The 20,962-nt window shown below is 38.4% G+C and carries 19 protein-coding genes; 10 read left to right on the top strand and 9 right to left on the bottom strand.

Annotation, left to right across the window (positions count from 1 at the left end; translation table 11 throughout):
* The first annotated feature begins 68 nt into the window (after nucleotides 1-68).
* The 3 genes from AW165_RS11635 to AW165_RS11625 all read left to right on the top strand — a co-directional run bounded on the left by AW165_RS11635 (nucleotide 69) and on the right by AW165_RS11625 (nucleotide 3,387).
* Nucleotides 69-1,133 (top strand): catalase family peroxidase, encoded by a 1,065-nt coding sequence (locus AW165_RS11635; RefSeq protein ID WP_005070134.1) that lies wholly within the window; start codon nucleotides 69-71, stop codon nucleotides 1,131-1,133.
* A gap of 12 nt (nucleotides 1,134-1,145) precedes the next feature.
* Nucleotides 1,146-1,742, top strand: a complete 597-nt coding sequence (locus AW165_RS11630) for a cytochrome b (protein WP_060465927.1) — start codon at nucleotides 1,146-1,148, stop codon at nucleotides 1,740-1,742.
* Between the two features lie 340 nt (nucleotides 1,743-2,082).
* Complete coding sequence (locus tag AW165_RS11625) at nucleotides 2,083-3,387, top strand: MFS transporter (RefSeq protein ID WP_060465926.1); 1,305 nt, start codon at nucleotides 2,083-2,085, stop codon at nucleotides 3,385-3,387.
* A gap of 85 nt (nucleotides 3,388-3,472) precedes the next feature.
* Here AW165_RS11625 and AW165_RS11620 read toward each other — a convergent pair whose 3' ends face one another.
* Nucleotides 3,473-3,910, bottom strand: coding sequence for a DUF2147 domain-containing protein (locus AW165_RS11620; protein ID WP_060465925.1), 438 nt, complete (start codon nucleotides 3,908-3,910; stop codon nucleotides 3,473-3,475).
* Nucleotides 3,911-4,422: 512 nt separating this feature from the next.
* Between AW165_RS11620 and AW165_RS11615 the strand changes: the two genes are divergently transcribed.
* Complete coding sequence (locus AW165_RS11615; RefSeq protein WP_060465924.1) at nucleotides 4,423-4,893, top strand: spore coat U domain-containing protein; 471 nt, start codon at nucleotides 4,423-4,425, stop codon at nucleotides 4,891-4,893.
* A gap of 123 nt (nucleotides 4,894-5,016) precedes the next feature.
* On the opposite strand, the gene AW165_RS11610 is transcribed toward AW165_RS11615, so the two are convergent.
* On the bottom strand, nucleotides 5,017-6,045 hold the full coding sequence (locus AW165_RS11610) for a MerR family transcriptional regulator (protein ID WP_060465923.1): 1,029 nt from the start codon (nucleotides 6,043-6,045) through the stop codon (nucleotides 5,017-5,019).
* Between the two features lie 187 nt (nucleotides 6,046-6,232).
* On the bottom strand, nucleotides 6,233-7,132 hold the full coding sequence (locus AW165_RS11605; RefSeq protein WP_060465922.1) for a LysR family transcriptional regulator: 900 nt from the start codon (nucleotides 7,130-7,132) through the stop codon (nucleotides 6,233-6,235).
* Between the two features lie 134 nt (nucleotides 7,133-7,266).
* Here AW165_RS11605 and AW165_RS11600 point away from each other — a divergent pair, with 134 nt between their 5' ends.
* Both AW165_RS11600 and AW165_RS11595 read left to right on the top strand, forming a co-directional pair.
* Nucleotides 7,267-8,655: an amidohydrolase family protein gene (locus AW165_RS11600; RefSeq protein ID WP_060465976.1), complete on the top strand. Its 1,389-nt coding sequence runs from the start codon at nucleotides 7,267-7,269 to the stop codon at nucleotides 8,653-8,655.
* Between the two features lie 24 nt (nucleotides 8,656-8,679).
* Entirely contained in the window at nucleotides 8,680-9,141 is a 462-nt protein-coding gene (locus AW165_RS11595) for a DMT family transporter (RefSeq protein ID WP_228138756.1), read from the top strand.
* A gap of 157 nt (nucleotides 9,142-9,298) precedes the next feature.
* Here AW165_RS11595 and AW165_RS11590 read toward each other — a convergent pair whose 3' ends face one another.
* Together AW165_RS11590 and AW165_RS11585 are read right to left on the bottom strand one after the other, a co-directional pair.
* Complete coding sequence (locus tag AW165_RS11590) at nucleotides 9,299-10,924, bottom strand: WD40/YVTN/BNR-like repeat-containing protein (RefSeq protein ID WP_005132453.1); 1,626 nt, start codon at nucleotides 10,922-10,924, stop codon at nucleotides 9,299-9,301.
* Nucleotides 10,925-11,264: 340 nt separating this feature from the next.
* Nucleotides 11,265-11,963, bottom strand: coding sequence for a DUF1826 domain-containing protein (locus tag AW165_RS11585; RefSeq protein WP_060465921.1), 699 nt, complete (start codon nucleotides 11,961-11,963; stop codon nucleotides 11,265-11,267).
* A 322-nt stretch (nucleotides 11,964-12,285) separates the two neighbouring features.
* Between AW165_RS11585 and AW165_RS11580 the strand changes: the two genes are divergently transcribed.
* Entirely contained in the window at nucleotides 12,286-13,665 is a 1,380-nt protein-coding gene (locus AW165_RS11580) for a putative bifunctional diguanylate cyclase/phosphodiesterase (protein WP_060465920.1), read from the top strand.
* A 124-nt stretch (nucleotides 13,666-13,789) separates the two neighbouring features.
* On the opposite strand, the gene AW165_RS11575 is transcribed toward AW165_RS11580, so the two are convergent.
* From AW165_RS11575 to AW165_RS11565, 3 genes are read right to left on the bottom strand one after another with little or no spacing between them, the layout of a single operon-like run.
* Entirely contained in the window at nucleotides 13,790-14,704 is a 915-nt protein-coding gene (locus tag AW165_RS11575; protein ID WP_060465919.1) for an alpha/beta hydrolase, read from the bottom strand.
* Nucleotides 14,688-15,587 (bottom strand): alpha/beta fold hydrolase, encoded by a 900-nt coding sequence (locus AW165_RS11570; protein WP_060465918.1) that lies wholly within the window; start codon nucleotides 15,585-15,587, stop codon nucleotides 14,688-14,690. Before AW165_RS11570 ends, AW165_RS11575 begins: the two co-directional genes overlap by 17 nt.
* A 21-nt stretch (nucleotides 15,588-15,608) precedes the next feature.
* Nucleotides 15,609-16,661, bottom strand: a complete 1,053-nt coding sequence (locus tag AW165_RS11565; protein WP_003650955.1) for a sugar phosphate isomerase/epimerase family protein — start codon at nucleotides 16,659-16,661, stop codon at nucleotides 15,609-15,611.
* 180 nt (nucleotides 16,662-16,841) lie between these two features.
* On the opposite strand from AW165_RS11565, the gene AW165_RS11560 reads away from it, so the two are divergent.
* Nucleotides 16,842-17,441, top strand: a complete 600-nt coding sequence (locus tag AW165_RS11560) for a TetR/AcrR family transcriptional regulator (protein ID WP_060465917.1) — start codon at nucleotides 16,842-16,844, stop codon at nucleotides 17,439-17,441.
* Between the two features lie 113 nt (nucleotides 17,442-17,554).
* Here the strand turns inward: AW165_RS11560 and AW165_RS11555 are convergent, their stop codons facing one another.
* Nucleotides 17,555-18,451, bottom strand: coding sequence for a LysR family transcriptional regulator (locus AW165_RS11555; RefSeq protein ID WP_060465916.1), 897 nt, complete (start codon nucleotides 18,449-18,451; stop codon nucleotides 17,555-17,557).
* A gap of 116 nt (nucleotides 18,452-18,567) precedes the next feature.
* Between AW165_RS11555 and AW165_RS11550 the strand changes: the two genes are divergently transcribed.
* On the top strand, nucleotides 18,568-19,758 hold the full coding sequence (locus AW165_RS11550) for a serine hydrolase domain-containing protein (RefSeq protein ID WP_060465915.1): 1,191 nt from the start codon (nucleotides 18,568-18,570) through the stop codon (nucleotides 19,756-19,758).
* Nucleotides 19,755-20,918, top strand: coding sequence for an MFS transporter (locus tag AW165_RS11545; RefSeq protein WP_060465914.1), 1,164 nt, complete (start codon nucleotides 19,755-19,757; stop codon nucleotides 20,916-20,918). Before AW165_RS11550 ends, AW165_RS11545 begins: the two co-directional genes overlap by 4 nt.
* Nucleotides 20,919-20,962: the final 44 nt, after the last annotated feature.

Raw genomic sequence — 20,962 nt, 5'->3', positions numbered from 1 at the left:
TAATACTCTTTTTACATGACCAAACTCTTTTTTAGGGATGCAGCCATACAATTTACACAGGATGAAGAATGAATAATTTGAATTTTAAAACTCTAAAGAAGTATTGGCTGCGATTCGTGGGTATTGCTGTAATCGCGGGCTCCTTAGTATTGGCATTTGCTTGGGTTGCTGGTCTATTTGGACATCGCACCACAAGCAAAACTTTTTTGGGAGACTCATTAAATAACTTTGATCCCGGATATCGACGTGCACACGGTAAGGGTATTTGTTTTGATGGTACTTACCACAGTAATGGTGCGGCGGCGGCACTCTCTAAAGCCACTGTATTTGCCAAGTCTGATATACCAGCAATTGGTCGATTTTCTATTGGAAGTGGTAACCCGCATGCAGCAGATAATTCTACAGCAACAGTGAGTATGGCTTTATTACTTTCCGCAGCTGATCATTCACAATGGCGCATGAAATTAAACAACTTTCCCTATTTCCCTACGCGAAATGCTGAAGGTTTTTTAGCGCAGCAAAAAGCATTTAAACCAGTTCCAGCTACTGGCAAACCCGATCCAGCCCTTGTTGAGGCTTTCTTAAAAGAATATCCAGAAGCGCGTAAGTCTATTGAGCAAAAGGCGAAGATGCCATTAACCGGTAGTTTCAGTGGCGCAGAATTTTATGTCGTAAATGCTTTTATATTGCGGGCCGCCAATGGACAAGAACAGCCAGTCCGTTGGTCTATGCGTCCTCATTCAAAATTTATTAGTCTGACGAAAGAACAACGTGATCAAGCCGGCCATGATTTCTTATTTAAAGACATCAAAAAACGTTTAGCTGAAGGGCCGCTATATTGGGATTTAGTTTTGCAACTTGCCGAGCCGGGAGACCCAGTGAATGACCCGTCTCAACCTTGGCCAAAAGAACGCAAAGAAGTGATAGCAGGAACATTGGAAGTCAAAAATGTAACTGAACAGGTAAATGGTGTTTGCCGTGACATTAACTTTGACCCAACACTAGTTCCACCAGGAATTGAGTTATCAGATGATCCCGTACTCGCCGCACGAGCAGGCATCTATTCACAATCTTACAATGCTCGCTTACGTGAAATTGGATTTGGCAAAGCAACGGATGCCGTGGGCAAATAGGAGAGATCAGCCATGCAAAACAAATCTAACAATAATGCTCCACGTCATTTTAATTTGACTGCTCGAATACTACATTGGCTTATGGCGGTAGCGATTTTGGCCATGCTATTTATTGGTGTGGGAATGACAACCTCAATCACTTGGCGTCCGTGGTTAATCGATATCCATCGTCCTTTAGGAATCGCAATCTTATTATTGGTCATCTTAAGATTAATAAATCGACTCTATTTTCCAATTCCACCTTTGCCGCCGACTGTACCACGCTGGCAGGCGTTTATTGCCCACGCATCACATTGGCTGCTCTATCTTTTGATGTTTAGTTTGCCATTGCTCGGATGGGCTACGCTATCAGCAGGTAATTGGCCTGTAACTTTATTTCCGGGTTGGGATCTTCCACCTATAGCACCCACTAACTCTACACTTTACGCTTGGTTCCGTACTCTACACGGAATTTTGGCTTGGCTACTATTTGCTGTGGTTATTGGTCATCTGTCTGCTGCGTTGTTACATGCATGGATTTATCGCGATGGCGTATTCTCAAGTATGGCTTTAGGTTCTTCTAAACCATCAAGTAATGGATCTTCTGCTGAAAAGAAGAATGCTGATTGAGAGGAATTATTTAGCTCAGATCAGGCGGTTGAGAGGGAAAAGATTCTCGATTGTTTTTTTAATCATCTGCTTGAATCTAAAAATAATTTAAATAATAGAATGTATGGTTTGCTTGTTTTTTGTTAGATGAGCAGACCATAGACCCCGTGCAATAAGGTGAGTTCATTACTCAGCTAGAATCAAATCATCCGATCTAACTTTTTGTTTATATTATAAAAAAATAATATTTTGACTTTATTGGCATATTATTGCTATTTTATTTTACGTTAATCGTAAATTGATTACGTATTGCATAATTAAAATGAATTAATTTAAAGCATGTCATGGAGAAGGGAATACCATGAAAGAAGTTGCATTAAGTGATTTGATCAATCAGCAGAAAGTTGGAAGCTATCAAAAATTTATTCTGATCACCTGTTTATTACTCATGATTATGGATGGCTATGACATTCAGTCTATGGCTTACGCAGCCCCAATGATTATAGAAGAATGGGGCGTTCAAAAATCCATGCTAGGGATTGTGTTTAGCGCCAGCTTATTTGGTTTGTTTGTTGGATCATTTTTATTAAGTTCACTCTCTGATCGGTTTGGCCGCCGTCCCATCTTACTGATCTCAACCTTTATGTTCTCGGTATTGATGCTGGTGACGCCACATGTGGGCAATATTGAGCAATTGACTGCAATCCGCTTTGTTACAGGAATTTTTTTAGGAGGTATCATGCCAAATGTTATGGCTTATAGCTCCGAAATTGTTCCATTCAAATCTCGTATTTTCACCATGATGGTCATTTCTTGTGGCTATACGGTAGGGGCAATGTTAGGGGGCGGTATATCCGCCTTATTAGTTCCTTGGGGAGGCTGGCAGGCAATTTTCTATTTTGGTGGTATTGTTCCTTTAATTATTTTCTTTATCACATACTTTAAGTTACCAGAATCTTTATATTTTTTGAGTGAAGATAATAAAAATACTCCTAAAATTTTATTTTGGTTAAAGAAGTTCTATCCGGCCTTAACATTTAATTCAGAAATAAAAATTATTAATAACACTGAAGTTGAGGTTAAAAAGTCGCCGCTTGAGTTGTTTAAAAATCAGCGCGCGTTTTTTACCTATTCCATCTGGATCATTAGTATCTTAAATATGATCAGTCTATATTTTCTGGCGAACTGGCTCCCGACTTTGGCCAAAGAGTCAGGACTTTCATTAAATCAGGCATTGATGATCGGCTCCACTCTACAATTAGGCGGTACGATTGGTAGTGTGGTGATGGGCCTTAAAATCGATAAGACAGGATTTTATAAAGTATTAATTCCTGTTTTTTTGGTTGCAGTGATAAGTGTTGCTTTAATTGGCTATGCTGTTAGCCATATTGTTTTACTATTTATTATCATTTTTATTGCTGGCTTTGCCATTGTTGGTGGGCAACCTGCCATTAATGCACTGTCTGCCAGTTATTACCCAGTTTCACTTCGTACTACAGGAGTGGGCTGGAGTATCGGAATTGCCCGTTTGGGTTCGGTCATTGGGCCGTTATTTGGTGGGTATCTTTCTCAATTTCTGGTCATTACCCATTTATTTGTGATTGCTGCAATACCTTCGCTACTCGTCATTATTATGCTGATGATTCAAGCTAAGTACCGATCATAAAAACTATTACATCCATCATGCACATATTGACTGTAATTATGATCGGTAAGTAGATATAAGAAGTTGATTACTGCTACTTCATGAGCTATTTAACTCGATACCACGTTTGGTTTCGACCAATTGCAGAGATACCAATATATCCACGCGCGGTAAGTTTTTCGCCATCTGGGGATACTGTTAAGCTAAAGCGATAGGTTTTATCAGACTGTGGGTCGAGGATAGATCCCTTGTCATATTTATTTTGACCGACACTTTTTAAATTTTTGACGATGGTTAAACCAATCAAAGATTTATTTTTATAAGTACCTTCACACATCGTACATTTGTTGGCTTCACTTGGAACAAGTATTTTTTCGATGTTTGCAGAGAGGTTGCCATTTTTATCTTGGTTAAATCTTACCAGCGCCCTAGGCTGATTGGTTGCATCATCAATGGTTTTCCAAACACTGCCATGTAATTTGTCCGATGCAAATGAATGAACCGAATAAAGGCTGAATAAAATTAATAATAAATATTTTTTCATATCAATGGTTTCTCGAATTAAAAATAAATGGTTTCAAAGGCCAGAATTATTCATTTTAAATTTAACTTCACAATTTTCTTAGTATTGAATCTATAAGCTAAATAATATGCAAAGTTATAATCTATTTGTTTGGATATTATTTTGATCGGTTTTTTTATGCAATTGCGAGAATGGACAGAATGATTAAGCAAGGTTTAAAAGCAGATTATAAATTACTGATAATTTTTAGAAGTAGTAGGGTGATTAAACTGCATACAGTTTGATAAATAATGACAAAATTTACGCTTAGGAGAAATAAAAAACATCCACTACTTTTTAAATTAATTAGATTGCGTGTAACTCATCACAAATTATAAAAATAATATGCAAATCATGTGATTAGTATAGATTGACACTGTGCAATATTAAGTCTTATAACTAAACAATCCTGAAAGCTGTTTCTTTAATAGGAACAGAAAAAACACAATATAAAGATGAATAGACATTAGAACAAAAAGTTAAGGAGAGAAGAAATGAAAGTCATTAGACATGCTTTATTTTCTCTGATGGGAATGTTGACAATAAATAGTGCAGATGCTGGAAATGCATCTACATCATTGAGGGTCAGTTTAACCATTCTAGAAACTTGTGAAGTTTCCACACAAGGAAACTTAGATTTTGGTTCGGTTGAACGTGCTCAGCCAGTTCCTACTGCAAGAACGGATGTAACTGTGCAATGCAGCAAAAATACACCTTATCAATTGGCAGTAACTTCAGACAATAATTTTGAACTTAAATCTACTGCCAGCCCAGCATCTGTTGCATATGTACTGTATCAAGATGCGGGCCACACTCAAATTTGGGGAGGAGCGGCAGGTAAAGTACCTTCACGAATTGCGACTGGAATGAAAGAAAATATTCCTATTCATGGAGCGATCATATCAAGTACGAATGTTCAGGCAACCAAGTATGAAGATTGGGTTCGTGTGAATGTTATATATTAATTGTGAAAACAAAAATAATCATAAATATCAAAAACTAATTTATAAAAAATCATTTTTTAGGGCAGAATAGAATATTTTAAAAAGCTACACCAAACTATGGTGTAGCCAGTTGTTTTGATAGAACTAAGCACCACGCATTAATGCTGTTACTGCTTTTTCTAGAAATTGTAGGGTCACTGGTTTGAGCCAAGTACCGTCAGCAAGGCTTGGTTCACTTTGCATTGCTGTACGGATTTTTTCTTGAGTAGTTGGATTTTTGCCAGCATAGCCTTGTAGCATAGAGAGCCATTGTTGTGCCAAACGCTTTGCTCCATCACTATCTGGCGTAACCTCGGCATCAATCAATTTTTCAATATCAACCAATAATTGAGGCCATTTTTTCATCTCACGAATGTAATTTTCTTTTAGAAAAATAAACTCATCGTCAGATAAATAACGCGCAAAAATACTCAGCTTACTCTCAGAAAAAGCTTTAAGTAAAAACTCAACAACTTCTGGCGTTACGCCTAATTTTTCCTGAAATTCAGGTTCGGCTGAGTTTATGGCATTTAGTTTAACTAACCATTCTGGGTTAGCTCGCGTATTGTGCTCAAGAGTTTTCATCCACTTTCGAGCTAGGTCTTGAGCTGCTTCACTGTTAGATGGTTCACCAGCATTAAATAGTGCATTTGCTGCTTGAGTTAACTCTTGCCATTCTTGGTGGCTTTTAGTGCCTGCTTGTAAGAAAGTCAGTTTTTCAAGCTCTTCTTTTGTAAAGTATTTGTCAAACATCGCTATAAGCTCCAGTGTTTTTAGCCAATCCTCCAAACCAAGCTCTTCACCACTTATGATCTGAGATTTAAGTTTGCTGAGCTGATTTCGCAATTTCTTTTGCTCTGTCAGCCTTTGATCAATTGCTTGAATCTGCTGATCAATAATCGGTAAAAGCGCAAGATTGGGGTCTTCAAGAACCGTATGGATTTCGGCTAACGACATTCCCAGTCCTCGTAATGCTTGAATCTGATGCAAACGAGTAATGTCTTTGCGGGTGTATAGTCGATAACCAGCATCGGAACGGACCGAAGGCTGAAGTAAACCGATATCGTCATAGTGATGAAGAGCACGGACAGTAAGTCCTGTTTGCTTAGCCAATTCACCAACTTTTAACAGCATCTTTTTTAGCTCCTTCTTCCTTAGGCGTGTTTTATGCTAGGGGCTTACGTTACGTGAGGGTCAACTACTTTAAATCATAATTTTCATTATTTTTGCTTTAGTAAATATTCGAATTTATCTCTTTATTTCAATAATTACCTGAGTTTCATTGCGAGATCTTAAAAAAGGTCTTTTAAAGTGAGTTGGTTTAATAATTCCTAATGAGCTCGGCTATCCAGTCAGAAAACACCTGTACTGCGGGTGAAAGAAACCGCTGATGTGGATAAAGTAAAGTCACGGCAACAGGTGGTGGACACCAGTCTTGTAATACTGCGATTAGTCGTTTTTCTTTTAAGTGATCTATCACAAGTCTTTCTGCAAGTTGAGCGAGGCCATATCCTTCAAGGCACATTTTGATATAAAGCTCAGTTTCATTAACGGCAACAGTACCATTCATTTGTACGGTTTTTTTCTCTTCATTTCGTACAAAGCGCATTTCACCAGCGTGTCTTTTGCTCCCTGAAAAATAATGAATAGCTCGGTGATGTTCCAAATCATTGGGAGTTTGTGGAAATCCATTTTCTTTTAAATATGCAGCTGAAGCGCATGTGACCCAGCGGAACTCACCAAGAGAGCGGGCTACCAGCGTGGAGTTCTCTAAATTTCCCATGCGGATTACACAGTCCACACCTTCCTTAATCAGGTCTACTTGTCTATCGCTGACACCTATCATGAGATAAATATCAGGGTAACGCTGTTGAAACTCTTGCAGATTGGGCATGATGACCGAATGAGCAATGCCCGCAGGCATATCAACTCGTAATCGGCCCTGTGGCTGTTTGATGGCGTTAGTGAGGTTGGATTCGGTGTGTTCAATGAGGTCGATTATTTCTCGGCACTGGATGAGATATTCTGCTCCCTCTGGAGTCAGGCTAACCCGTCTCGTTGTCCTATTTAACAGGCGTACCTGTAAATACTTTTCAAGATTTTTAACTGTGCTGGTGACTGTTGAAGCGGGTAGTGAAAGTGCTTCTGCCGCGTGGATAAAGCTCCCAGCTTCTGCCACCCGAACAAAAATCTGCATTGCCTGAATACGATCCAATCTCATACCTTTGTCCCAATACTATACTCACACTCTTAGATTATTCGTTTTTACTGAATAATAAAAACAGTTTAACCAGCTTTTTCAGCATTATCACTTCAGATAGATTTTCAGCATACATTTGAGAAGTTGGAATAATGATGACTGATTACAACAGAAACATAGTGCAGCTGACTGAGTCTTCGCCAAATAGAACACTGATTCGCGGGGCGACGATCCTAAGCATGGATAGCGTAATTGGGAACATGGTTCGCGGAGATATTCTTATCGAGAACGGTACGATTATCGCCGTTGGTGAAAATTTAGAAGCCGAAGGTGCAGCTATTATTGATGCATCCAATATGATCGCGATGCCGGGTATGGTTGATACTCATCGACATTCATGGGAAGGACAATTACGACGGATTAATCCGAATGCCGAAAGCTTAGAAGACTATTGCAACGCGACGCATTATTCTTTTGCCAAGTATTATCGCCCAGCAGATATGTACATCGGTAATTTGCTTACAGCTCTAGGTTGTATAGATGCGGGTATCACAACATTGATTGATAACTCACACAATAGTCGCAGTGCGGCCCACTCTGATGCGGCTGTTGAAGCTTTACTAGATGCTGGTATTCGGGCTGTACACGCTTCTGGTGCACCAGTAACAGGAGATTGGGATAGAGCGAACTGGCCTAGTAATCTCGAACGTCTTCAAGAAAAATATTTTAAAAATAGTAAAAACGGTTTGGTATCATTAGCTGCCATGGCTCAGTTAGAACCCGAATTATGGGCTGAGGCACGCAGATTAGGGCTACCAATCATTACTGAATTTTTTGGTGGGGAAATGGCTGCTGCACTAGAGGGTCTGCATCAACAAGGTCTGTTAGGGCCAGATAATATCTTTAACCACTGTACCTCGCTGCCAGATGCTGGATGGAAAATTTTGCGCGAAGCTGGAGTGCGAGTAAACGTATGCCCACGATCAGATGCTCACTATGGTATCGAAGACGGTATGTTTGCCATGCAATCGGCTCTACGTCATGGCATTAGACCTGGTTTGAGTGTAGATAATGAAACGTCTTATAGTGGCGATATGTTTATGGAAATGCGCGTAGCATTTTACTTACAGCGTGTAATGGGCATGCACCAAAACAAATGTTGTGGTTCGGCACATTCGCCAGTGACCTTTCAGGCGCAAAACCTTCTCAAAGCTGCAACGGCTGATGGTGCTACTTGTGCAGGTCTGCAAGAAAAAATCGGCAGCCTGACACCCGGTAAACAAGCTGACCTGATATTAATTCGAACGGATGACATTAACCTTTATCCGTCTGGTAATGCATTTGGCACGGTTGTTCATGCAACTGAACGCAGCAATATCGATACGGTGATGATTGGTGGAAGAATCGTTAAACGTGACGGTAAAGTGTTGGGTGTGGACAGTGAGCAACTTCGTGCAGCGATTGATGAATCTCGCCAGCATCTTTTCGTTGCGGCTGGTTATACTCCAGATATTTTTGCCGAGACGTTTCTACCTCTTGAATAAGTTGTCTAAGAGGGAGCAAACACTATGTCTATAAATGTTATCTATTACCTTATGGCCTTTGCTGCAGGGCTGGGGATTACTCTACAGACCACATTGAATGGCCAACTGGCAAAAGGTATAGGCGGAGATTCTGTTGTAGCGGCATTATTCTCGTTTACTGCTGGTGCCATATGCCTTGGGATTTATTCTCTAATGCGGGGAGGAATAGCTCCTTCGCTGATCGCTATTCCAACCCAGCCGTGGTGGACCCTTTTAGGAGGGGTTCTAGGTTCATGTGCACTGCTGAGCTATGTCGTCCTTGCACCTAGAATCGGATTATCGGCTTTGCTAGGGCTGGCAATTGCTGGGCAAATTATCTCGTCATTGTTGATTGATCATTTTGGATTACTAGGGGCGGCCGAACGACCAGTTTCCATGTTTAAACTATGTGGAACAGTAGTCATGCTGATAGGTCTAGGGATTGCTCTTTTCGGTGACAGGGGATGAGTTTTGAAACTAGTATTTTTGGTATAAAAGAATCATCTAGGATTTCACATTAGTAAGTAGTTAGAGAAATTAAAAAATACTGTTTAGAGGTTTCTCTAAACAGTATTAATCTTTAAGTAATAGGTATAATAATTATGTTTATAAATTAAACATAATACTATTTTGATAAGTCTCTTAAATTTCTGTTATGGGTACTATAAAGAGTCTCCCAAGTTTTACCTTTATCATTCGATATTTTAACCAATGCATATTGGCCAGAATAAAGGATGTTAAGAAGTGCTCCTGAATTTAAAGTAACGATAGAACTAGGAGCCATTATTTCATGCATTTGCCAAGTCTTACCTGCATCTTCTGAAATTGCTAATTTGTCCCAATTAAATTGTGCACCTGATATATATAAGTCTCCCTGTCTTGAAACTTGGGCAGGGAAAACATTAACTTTAAAAGGGCTATTAACTTTTTGCCATGTTATACCATGATCATTAGAGTTAAATAGATTTGAAAATATACCTGCAAAACCACGCTTTGAAGTAATTACGCTAATTGATTTATCTGGGTTAACTATTAATTGAGAGATATTCTCATTATCTGGTACTTTATTTTCAGACCATTTTTTTGTTATATAATCATAATGGTTAATTTTTCCATACATATCCGCATAGCTAAATCCTTGCTCATCCTCCCATAACCAAAATCCACGTAATCCCCAAAAATTATCAACAATTTCTTTTTGTACAATTGGTTGCCAATCACCATTTTCTAAGCGATTACTTTTATAAACTGTAGCTTTATAACCTACTATATGAGATAGAAACCATCCGTTTTGATCATCACCCACGATAGAGGAAATTACGCCGATTGGTAAATTACCACTGTCAACTGGGGTAAGAACATCACTTCCTTTTAAGTGTTTATAAAGAGTATTCATTTCACCATAAGCTAGAAAATCAAAGTTATAATTTTCTTTTACAGTTATACAATCAAAAGCTAAGTTATCATTACTTTGAAAAATTTTAGTTTTTTTATTAGTATCGTGTGAGGGTAAGAAAAAAACTGAGCCAATTTTGCTTGATGCTATAATAGTATTATCTTTTAGCTCTTTAAAACACTGCATACCAAAGGGGAGTATCTTGCTTTCATCACCTATATTTTTTTCTAAAGTTGTAACTGGTTGTGTCCATCCATTCAAAATTTTATCTTTATAAATTGCTTCTAGATAACTATTCTTTAATTTATTAATTAAATCCTTATTTGAAGAATGTTTTTCAGATCTTGCTATGAAGTAGGCATCGTTAGCATGTGTTAAGTTAATACGTCCTAAATCAGTTGTGGTATTTTCTAGTACTTTAAAAGTACCCATCGGGTGAGGTTTATCTTTATCATTTAAATTAATAAATTGGATTTTACCTGAAAGAAAAGGATTTGGAGATGGTTGATAGTTGCTCAATTCAACAATGCGATATTCACCAGCTGGTAGTTGTCCACTATAAATAAATGTAGAGCGAGAGACATCTGAATTTATCATTTTAATTTCATAAATTTTATTATTTTTCTGTATTGCCGTTTTTTCTGTAAGGCTTTCTATTTTTAAAGAAGGATAAATTATTCCACTATTAAAACTAATACTGAGTACAATAGGATTTAGTTTTTCATCCGATTTTATAGTTTCCAGCACTCCTTTTGCTTGTTTATTCGTTATTTTCGGTTGTGGCGTCGTTGCACATGCCTGTAAAAGTGCGATCGCTATTAAGGTAACCCCTAATCTTAAATTAAATTTACTCATTTGTTGTGGATTCCATTTTTAGAAAGTATTTTAAAATGAAGTATTTACAGTGTCTATTTGATCGAGCGTGATATTACTATAATTGCTAGTATTGATGGAATATTTATAGATAATTTATGACTAATAAATTTTTAAATAAACTGATTCGTTGAGCTTAAAAGTTATAAAAACTATTTTGAGTTCTTGTGTGCATTAAAAATTCTGTTTCAAAGGGCTAAAGTCTGTTTTAAATAACGGGATTGACTTAAAGTGAGTTAAATCAAAGTATTTAAGAAAAGAATAAAACTAAAACTTAAATTTTATAGAGGCCACATTCAATTAAGATATATGGAATAAACATTTAACAAATCAAAAGCAATCGATACTCGCCATCTTTTTCAACAGGTGCTCGATGAACACAAGGTAAAACCTTTTGAGTTGGATGATCTACTGCTAAACGCCAAATATGTCCCGTACCTAAATTTAAAGGTTGAGCATCGGGTTTAGGCTGATAATGCAAATCAAAAAAATACTCTGCCAAAAAAGCTTCAAAGTCAGCATCAGAACCGTCATGTAATTCTTTGAGCTTTTCTCTAATTTCTGGAATTAAAACTTTTTGTTCAACCTCATCGTTGGGCACAATATCGCTAGCAGCGCCGTGATAGGTACATAAGAATGTATCGGTTTCAATGGGCGAGCGATCAACATGAAATGAATATACATCTGTTGAAATGAAATCTAGCTCTTCATCACGTTCATAGTTTTTAAGCAAATTAAGTACAGGTGATGCGCCAAAATCAGTTAACAGCTCGATATCTTCTAAAATAGTTTTTCTTGCCAGATTGCCTTTTTCTGAAAGTTGTAGCGCTAAAAGGTCTTCAACAGAAACTTCTGTAATATTTTCTTTTAACTGAAGTTTATTCACAATTTCTTTAAAGTCGCCCACCAAATTTCTATGCCAACAAATCGCATTTGTCTCTCCTTGAAAATGTGTATTTACAAGTTCAGAGAAACTAGACACTTTTCTAATTTGATTGCTGTCAGAAAATGCGTTCTTCATATGAGAATTAGATAAACCAGAAGCCGAGTCGCATAATATACACTGAGCTATCTGTAGTCGCTAAATAGTATTTCTCATTAAATAAGTTAATTGCTGTTCGCACTCAAACCTTGTGTAGCCTAGTAGAGACATGTATCGTTAGGGGATAATACTTTAAAATAATAAGGTGATTGAAAAACAAAATTATTCAATTAAACAACCGGACTGTGCCACCACAATTAAAACAACACCCACCTCAAGATGAGTCATATAAAAATAAATAAAACATTAGGTTTTATTGGTGAAAATTGACAGGGTATATCACTGTTCAAGCTTGGGGTTTATGAAGAAATATTTTACGGTTGATTTATTTATGATAGCTTCGTCTTACTTTAAAAAACGCAAAAAAAATTACCGTACCGTAAAGGATCAGCAGCTTACAATCGCCGCAAAAGCAAATATCTTCATTTGTATTATTTTTTGTTTGTTTTGGACCACATATTTTATATTTGCAAAAATGTGGTTAATTGTGGGTATGGATATCATTTTTACACTGATCTCTATATTTAGCCTTTTTCTCATTTATATAAACCGCATTTCAGCGGGTATTCTTTTATCTCAAGTCGTTCTGCTTGTTTTTCCAGTCATTTTTTGCTTATTTTTTGATGTCGCTACAAGTGACCGTCCGCAAGTGGCTCAATTGTTTTTACCCGCTGGGGCGATATTGGGATATTTGAATTACCGTAGAAATCCAAGCTTTTTACAAGCTGCTTTAATTCTTTTGTCGATCGGATGCTTTATATTTTTTAGTGGCAGCTCTTTTAATCTTGAGAGCGCCATACCTTTGCCGGAAGATATTCGTGATCATGGGGGATGGATTGCAACTTGTGTCGCTACGCTTATGATCTGTATTTCAATTTACACCATGCAATTAGAGATACAAACCGAAAGCACTATGGTGCAAGACTTACGCTTAGCGCTTATTAAAGAACAGTTTGAGCTTTTTTATCAACCGCAAATTAATGCTTCTGAAACGCTAATTGGCGCAGAAGCTTTATTAAGATGGCATCATCCTGTTTTAGGATATATTCCCACAAAAGATTTTATTCCAGCAGCCGAAACTTTTGGGTTAATGCCAGAGATTGGAGAATGGGTATTGGCTCAAGCCTGCAAAGTTCTACAAGAGTGGAGTAAAAAAGCCGAGACCAAAGATCTTACACTTTCAATTAATATTAGTGCTGATCACTTCATGCAACCAAACTTTGAGCAAACTGTGATTGGGCTGATTCAGCAATATCAGGTCAATCCATCTCGGCTCATATTAGAAATTACTGAAAATATTGCTTTAACGAATTGTGTAAGCATGATCGAAAAAATGAACTTTTTATCTAAACAAGGAGTTCAGCTTTCTCTTGATGATTTTGGTACAGGTTATTCATCTTTAAGCTATCTACAAAAAATGCCCATCAGACAAATCAAAATTGACCGTAGCTTTGTACAGGCAGCATTGGATGATAAACGCAGTAATAAATTAGTGACTGGTATTATTAAAATTGGACTAGATTTGAACCTCCGCGTGTTAGTAGAAGGCATCGAAACTGCTGAACAATTTGGTGTTTTTAAAAATAATGGATGCACTGAGTTTCAAGGATATTTGTGGGGATGTCCGATGCCTTTAAATGATTTCTTAAAACAGATAGCCCATTTCAAAATGAAAAATTAATTTCAATAAGGACTCATGAGAACCGTTATTGATAGCCAAAATTTAATTGGGCCACTCCAAAAATGTAATTAAACAATTTTGAAGAGTGGCCCAACTAAGTAATATATTTGAATAATAAAAAGATCTACATTCGAATATTACGGTAGATAGATTTTACTTTGTCGGGACTAACCGTCAGCATGTGAATTGCGCCGTGAATCATTCCTTCTAATAAATAAAAGTTCACCTGAATACCCATATCCCATAGTTTTTGAGCATATCTTTCACCATCGTCACGAACGGGATCATATTCACACACAAAAATGGTTGCATCAGGCAGTCCCTCTAAAGACTGCGCGATTAACGGACTTACAAGCTCATTCTGTTTTTCACTTTCATGCTGTACATATTGATCCCAGCAATAAACCATGGTGGATGAGTCCAAACCATAACCTTCGGCGTATTGGTGATAAGAATTACTACTCATCGTGGCATCTAAAGCGGGGTAGAAAAGAAGTTGATGGCTCACCTTAATTTCTGGGTGTTGTTTTGCCATTAAACATGTGGCAGCAGCTATATTGGCGCCCGCACTATCTCCGCCTACAGCCACGCGGTTTTGATCAACTCCAAACCGTGACGCGTTCTCATAGATATAACGGAATGCTGTAAAAAAATCATTTAGAGGAGTTGGAAACTTAAACTCTGGCGCCAAACGATAGTCCACAGAAAATACAACCAGTTGAGTGGTTTCTGCTAATAAACGACAAGCGCGGTTCCATGCATCTAAACTTCCGAGGCACCAACCTCCACCATGAGCAAAAACCAATGCGGGCCGTTGCTCAGCGTTTTCGAGTGAATAGGGAACATAAACACGCACTTCAATTTCCGCGCCATCTGAAACAGCAATATGAAAACTTTGTTGATAGTTTGCATCTTGCTCAATGCCTTGCTGATCAATAATGTCTTTATTTACTTGCTCCCTTAGCGCTTGTAACGAGTTTACTCCTTGTGCGGTAGGTCTGGATTTAAGCCAGCTTTTAATTTCAGCAAGTAGAGACATGGCTTTTTTCCTGCTGCAAAAATTCTAAAATGAGTGAGCTAAATATTTTTGGCTGTTCCTCCATAATGAAATGACCGCAGTCTTTGACAATCGCACTGGTTAAATCGGGTGAAACCTTTTTCATGGTTTCATAAGGTGCATTATCTGTGGCATGTTCAGCACCAATGGCTAAAACTGGCATGTCTAAATTTTTAGTTTCTCTGATTTTATTTTGGCGTATGGTCTCTGGAATAGAGCGGTAATAATTAAAACCAGCCGCTAACCGACCCGGAATTTTATAGGCTTCAATATAAGTTTCAGTTGCAACTTTATCTTTGTGCCACGACCATTTATCAAACATATAATTTAAATAAGTATCTTCACGGCCCGCGATTAAAGCTTCGGGTAAATCTAAGGTCTGGTTAAACATGAAGTGCCAAAGAAAAATATTTTCACTCGGCTCAACAAAAATAGGAGGTGCGGGCGCTAAACCGGGAATCACAGCCTCTGTGACCGCAAGTCGAGTCACTGATTCAGGAAAGTCAGATGCAAGCGCATAGGCAACCCACATACCAATGTCGTGACCAACAACCGAATAAGTTGGATATTCAAGTTGATTCATGAGCATTGATAAAATTTTGGCAATACGCCCCGTATCGTAACTGCCATCCAGTGGAGCTGAATTTCCTGTTCCGGGTAAATCAACCGCGATTGCTTGATAACCCTGTTTTGCCAGTTCAAGCATGACTTTGTGCCACGCGTACCATGTTTGTGGCCAGCCCGGAATTAGCAATATCGCTGGGCCTTCACCTAAGGTGACGTAGTGTAATTTTTTACTCTCGATGTGAATGTAATGATGATCGAATTCGTGATGTGAGTTTTCATTGAATACTTGAGTTTTCATGTTGAGTTCTCTTACTGTTCCTTAAATACCCAATAGCTGATTAATTTGAGTCTGATTCACAGGGGCAGCAGCAAAGTCATCAAACACTTTATCGGTAACATGAATAATGTTTTGCTTAATGAACTCGGCACCTTCGCGTGCACCATCGTCTTTATTTTTGAGGCAGCATTCCCACTCTAATGTTGCCCAGCCTTCATAGTCGTAATGCGCTAACTTGGAAAAAATCGCTTTAAAGTCAACTTGACCATCACCCGTAGAACGGAATCGAGCCGCTCGATTTCCCCAGCTTTGATAGCCGCTGTACATCCCTTGGCGGCCTGTTGGATTAAATTCGGCATCTTTAACATGAAACATGCGAATGAAATCTTTATAGATATCGATATATTCCACATAGTTCAGTTGCTGCAAAACAAAATGGCTTGGGTCAAAAAGAATATTGCAACGTGGGTGGTTGTGAGTTCGCTCTAAAAACATTTCAAATGTAATGCCGTCATGCAAATCTTCACCGGGGTGAATTTCATAGCAAAGGTTGACGTCTTGTTCATCACAAGCATTCAAAATAGGAAGCCAACGACGTGCTAATTCATCAAACGCCGTTTCTATAAGCCCTGACGGTCTTTGAGGAAATGGAAATACATAAGGCCACGCCAAAGAGCCTGAAAATGTCCCCATGTCTTTAAGACCTAAACGGGCAGATGCTTGAATTGAAGCGAGCATTTGTTGTTTTGCCCACTCGGTTCTAGCTGCTGAATTGCCATGCAAATGAGATGGGGCAAAGTTATCGCACATTGAGTCATAAGCAGGGTGCACAGCCATTAACTGCCCAAAAATATGAGTCGTTAACTCACTAATTTTTAAGCCATGATTGTTTAAAGTACCTAATATTTCATCGCAATAATCTTGGCTTTCTGCTGCCAAATTGACATCAAATAAACGCTTATCCCAAGCAGGAAGTTGTACCGCTTCAAAGCCTTGGTTTGCTACCCAAGCAGCAATATCTTCTAGACGGTTAAAAGGGAAAACATCATCGCTAAATTGAGCAAGATGAATACTAGGGCCTTTGATGGTTTTCATAATAAAACCTAATTAGTTGTCGATCGACAAACAATAGGCTGAATTTTGGATAAAAACAACTTTTTATTTTAAAATCAAAACAAAACGGGACTATTTTGAATAAATCTCATTGATTTATTTGTGAAAATATTTTTTTCGAATAATAATGAAAACACGTACTGAATTTGATGAAGGGTCATTATGGCTGGCAGACCAAGAGAGTTTGATCGAGAAGAAGCCCTCGTAAAAGCGAGAGATTTTTTCTGGCTTCACGGCTATGAAGGCACATCAATGTCAGATTTAGTTGAAGTTTTGGGGATTGCCTCTGCTCGAATTTATAAAGCATTTGGCTCAAAAGAGGCTTTGTTTAGAGAGGCTGTAAATCACTACGAAAAAAATGAAGGAAATTTCGCCTTAAATGCTTTAAAGCAAAAAAATATTAAAGATGCAATTAACCAATTATTTCAAGATGCGCTAGCACTTTACACGCAAGCCAACCATTCCTATGGCTGCATGGTTGTGTCGGCAGCGAGTGTGCTAGGCGAAGAAAATCAAGCTGTTTTAGACTGGATGAAAGCACAGCGTATTGCACGGGGCCAAAGTCTAGTCGAACGATTTGTTCAAGCAAAATCAGATGGTCAATTGGTCGCAGATGCAGACCCTAAAACTTTAGGGCAATATTACGCGCTGGTTCTGCATGGATTATCTGTTCAAGCAAGAGATGGATATTCGCAAGAAGAGCTTTCTCAAGTGATTAATTTTGCATTAAAAAATCTAGAGCAATATGTTGTGAGTGTTTAATAAGCTGGTGTTTACTTTAATGAAAATAAGTCATCATGAAATGCTTAAAACATAAAGTTTATTATTTTTGAAATTAAAACGAAGATTGTGTCTAGAACCATCTTTCTAGCACATCACTTTCTTGATTTTTCAAACATACGTTCAGACAAGAAATTAACAAATGCTCGAACTTTCGGAGAGGGATGTTTACTTGCTGGCCAGAGTACATTAAATACGCCAGTTCTATCTATAAACTCCGGTAATACTTGAACTAATTGATTAGTATTCAATAATTCTTTGATAGAAAAGTCAGGCAAGCAAGCAATTCCTCGACCTTTCAGCGCAAAACAAAGGCGTGTCTCAATATTATTACAAATCATCGATATTGGCAGTTGTAAGTCCGGTTCGTTTTCGGTTGTTTTTAAGGGCCATTTTTCAAGCTTGCCGCTATGAGAAAATCGATAATGTAAACAAGAGTGTTCTAATAAATCAGCAGGTACTATCGGGGTTCCACGTTGAAGTAAATAGGCAGGAGAGGCTACAAGTAATTGTCTAAAAGTCCCCAATTTCAAGGCTTTTAAGCGTGAATCTGTTGGAACACCTGTCCGAACAACAGCATCAAATCCTTCTTCAATCACATCGACCAAGCGGTCTGTAAAATCAAGATCTAATTCTATTTCTGGATATTCCTGCATAAAGTCACCCAGTACAGGTAATACCAGTGAACTCACTAAGGGCAAACTTACACGTAACCGTCCTTTGGGAGACTTGATCGCTTGCGATAATTCCATTTCTGCTGCTTCAATTTCAGCCAGTATGCGTCGACTACGCTCTAAAAATAATATTCCTTCAGCAGTCAGATTAATACTACGTGTATTACGATGAAAAAGTCGTACACCAATCTTTTCTTCAAGGCGAATCAAGCTTTTACCAACAGCAGAAGCAGAGATTCCTAATGAACGCCCCGCTGCCACAATACTTCCAGTCTCAGCGATTTTAACGAATACGGTAAATCCATTCAGGCTATCCATTCTTTTCTCCTTATTACGGAACAAAACTTCCGTATAACAAGGAACTATAACCGACTTTTTCTTTAATAGGAGTCTTCCTACTATATAAATCTCGAATATGAAAAGAAGTTTTTAATATGAATTCCAAAGCGTTTGAATCAAATACTACTGTTCCATCGACCACTTTAAACTTAGTTCAAAATGTTGTTCAAAAAGCTATAAATAATAACCAGTTGGTAGGTGCTGCGGTTATTGTGGCTCAACATGGGAAAGTGATACACCGCGAAGCATTAGGACTATCTGACCGAGAACAATCAAGATCCATGACAACGGATACAGTCTTCCGTTTAGCGTCAGTGAGTAAGGTTATTGTTTCAACAGCTGCTTTAGTCTTGATTGCCCAAAATAAACTGAACTTAGATGAGTTCATTCATCATCAATTGCCATATTTTCAGCCTAAATTAGAAAATGGAAAGTTTGTACCAATTACTCTACGCCAACTCCTCAGTCATACAGCAGGCTTGGGCTATCGGTTTCTTGAACCAGATAACAGTGGTGCATATTCACAGGCAGATGTATCTGATGGCATGGATTCATCCGATATGAGTTTAGAAGAAAACGTACGTCGAATTGCTACCGTACCTTTACTCTATGAACCAGGAAAAGGGTGGGGATATTCTTTGGCAACCGATGTATTAGGTGCATTAATTGAAAAAGCGTATGGCAAGCCTTTAGATCAAGCAGTTAAGGAATTAGTCACTGATCGATTGAAAATGAACAATACTGGTTTTGCTGTACAAGATAACCAACATGTAGCAACTGCTTATGTGAGTGATAGTCCTGAACCTCATGTTTTATTAGAAGAAGAGGTTGTTTCACCATTTGAAGGATGTGTTGGAATTAGTTTTAGTCCACGCCGTATTTTTAATTCGCAAGCATTTTTCTCAGGTGGCGCAGGAATGGCCGGAACCGTTGAGGATTTTTTTAGCTTATTAGAAGCTCTTCGTCAGGAAGACTCATTATTTTTACCCACTGAATTAATCGCTGAAATGACAAAAGATCAAACGGGTGGTTATGAGTTACCTAATGCACCGGGCTTTGGTTTTGGTCTCGGATTTTCAGTACTCAGAAATGCTCAGCAAGCACTATCACCAGAGTCAGAGGGAACATGGCGTTGGGGAGGAGCCTACGGTCATTCATGGTTTGTCGATAAAAAACATAATCTGAGTGTCATCGCATTTACAAACACACTTTATGAAGGCATGTCTGGAAAGTTTGTCACGGATCTACGCGATGCAGTTTATAAAGCGATAGGAGTAGTCGAATGAACAGCTCACGTTCAAATGATCGGTTGCCTATCGTTCCTTTACTCATCCTCGCTATGGGAGCGTTTGTTACGATCTTGACAGAAGCGTTACCTGCGGGATTATTACCTCAATTAGCTTTGGGTTTAAATATATCTGAACCCTTAGCAGGACAAACAATCACGATATATGCGATTGGGTCTTTATTAACAGCCATTCCATTAACGAATGCTACCCAAAGTGTTCGACGTAAGCCTCTGTTATTAATTGCTCTAGCTGGTTTTGCTCTCACAAATCTAATTACAACGCTATCTACCAGTTATTTTTTAACAATGGTTGCCCGATTTTTGGCAGGTGTTTCAGCAGGGTTACTTTGGGCTTTGCTCGCTGGTTATGCAACACGAATGGCACCAGAGCACTTAAAAGGGCGTGCGATAGCAATAGCAATGTTAGGAACACCATTGGCTTTGTCTCTAGGTGTGCCAGCGGGTACTTACCTTGGTCAATTGTTCGGTTGGCGAATGGCTTTTGGTGTTATGAGTATTTTTGCGATTATTTTAGTGGTGTGGGGAAGCCTCACACTACCTGACTTTGAGGGGCAGGCTACTGATAAACACATCTCTTTAAAACAGGTATTCATTTTACCCGGTGTCAGACCTATATTATTTACTGTTCTAAGCTTTGTGCTTGCTCATAATCTTCTATATACCTATATCGCTCCGTTTTTAACAATTGCTGATTTAGCTAAAAATACGGACATTATTTTACTGATATTCGGCTGTTTATCATTATTCAGCATCTTCATTACAGGTGTGTTGATTGACCAACATTCACGCCTATTAACACTCACTAGCATCATATTATTTGGCTTTTCCGCTCTTTTACTTGCGGTCATTGGTAATTATGCGGTTATCGTTTATGTGGCAATCGGAATTTGGGGGATCGCGTTTGGTGGCGCTGCGACATTGTTTCAAACTGCATTAGCGAAGACTACAACCAATATGGCTGATATTGCTCAATCGATGTTAGTGACTGTTTGGAATATCGCTATTGCTGGTGGGGGAATTATTGGTGGCTTCTTACTCAGTAATTTCGGGGTGAGTTCTTTCCCTCTAGTACTTTTAATATTGTTATTTATTACATTCATTGTAGTTTGGAGAGCTAAACAATATGGGTTTACCTAAAAACGACATATTCCATTATGAAAGCAGAACTCCGAATATAAGAA

It is taken from the genome of Acinetobacter sp. LMB-5, assembly GCF_001541635.1.
GTDB lineage: Bacteria > Pseudomonadota > Gammaproteobacteria > Pseudomonadales > Moraxellaceae > Acinetobacter > Acinetobacter pittii.
The sequence above is the reverse complement of the archived record's forward strand: the minus strand, read 5'-3'. Positions and strand labels throughout refer to the sequence as shown.

Bases quoted from the DNA above. Each gene is read 5' to 3' on its own strand.
- AW165_RS11580 (WP_060465920.1), top strand. From the start codon at position 12,286: ATGAAGAAATATTTTACGGTTGATTTATTTATGATAGCTTCGTCTTAC.
- AW165_RS11630 (WP_060465927.1), top strand. From the start codon at position 1,146: ATGCAAAACAAATCTAACAATAATGCTCCACGTCATTTTAATTTGACT.
- AW165_RS11560 (WP_060465917.1), top strand. From the start codon at position 16,842: ATGGCTGGCAGACCAAGAGAGTTTGATCGAGAAGAAGCCCTCGTAAAA.
- AW165_RS11615 (WP_060465924.1), top strand. From the start codon at position 4,423: ATGAAAGTCATTAGACATGCTTTATTTTCTCTGATGGGAATGTTGACA.
- AW165_RS11605 (WP_060465922.1), bottom strand. From the start codon at position 7,132: ATGAGATTGGATCGTATTCAGGCAATGCAGATTTTTGTTCGGGTGGCA.
- AW165_RS11595 (WP_228138756.1), top strand. From the start codon at position 8,680: ATGTCTATAAATGTTATCTATTACCTTATGGCCTTTGCTGCAGGGCTG.
- AW165_RS11620 (WP_060465925.1), bottom strand. From the start codon at position 3,910: ATGAAAAAATATTTATTATTAATTTTATTCAGCCTTTATTCGGTTCAT.
- AW165_RS11570 (WP_060465918.1), bottom strand. From the start codon at position 15,587: ATGAAAACTCAAGTATTCAATGAAAACTCACATCACGAATTCGATCAT.
- AW165_RS11585 (WP_060465921.1), bottom strand. From the start codon at position 11,963: ATGAAGAACGCATTTTCTGACAGCAATCAAATTAGAAAAGTGTCTAGT.
- AW165_RS11575 (WP_060465919.1), bottom strand. From the start codon at position 14,704: ATGTCTCTACTTGCTGAAATTAAAAGCTGGCTTAAATCCAGACCTACC.
- AW165_RS11625 (WP_060465926.1), top strand. From the start codon at position 2,083: ATGAAAGAAGTTGCATTAAGTGATTTGATCAATCAGCAGAAAGTTGGA.
- AW165_RS11635 (WP_005070134.1), top strand. From the start codon at position 69: ATGAATAATTTGAATTTTAAAACTCTAAAGAAGTATTGGCTGCGATTC.
- AW165_RS11555 (WP_060465916.1), bottom strand. From the start codon at position 18,451: ATGGATAGCCTGAATGGATTTACCGTATTCGTTAAAATCGCTGAGACT.
- AW165_RS11565 (WP_003650955.1), bottom strand. From the start codon at position 16,661: ATGAAAACCATCAAAGGCCCTAGTATTCATCTTGCTCAATTTAGCGAT.
- AW165_RS11590 (WP_005132453.1), bottom strand. From the start codon at position 10,924: ATGAGTAAATTTAATTTAAGATTAGGGGTTACCTTAATAGCGATCGCA.
- AW165_RS11600 (WP_060465976.1), top strand. From the start codon at position 7,267: ATGACTGATTACAACAGAAACATAGTGCAGCTGACTGAGTCTTCGCCA.
- AW165_RS11610 (WP_060465923.1), bottom strand. From the start codon at position 6,045: ATGCTGTTAAAAGTTGGTGAATTGGCTAAGCAAACAGGACTTACTGTC.
- AW165_RS11550 (WP_060465915.1), top strand. From the start codon at position 18,568: ATGAATTCCAAAGCGTTTGAATCAAATACTACTGTTCCATCGACCACT.
- AW165_RS11545 (WP_060465914.1), top strand. From the start codon at position 19,755: ATGAACAGCTCACGTTCAAATGATCGGTTGCCTATCGTTCCTTTACTC.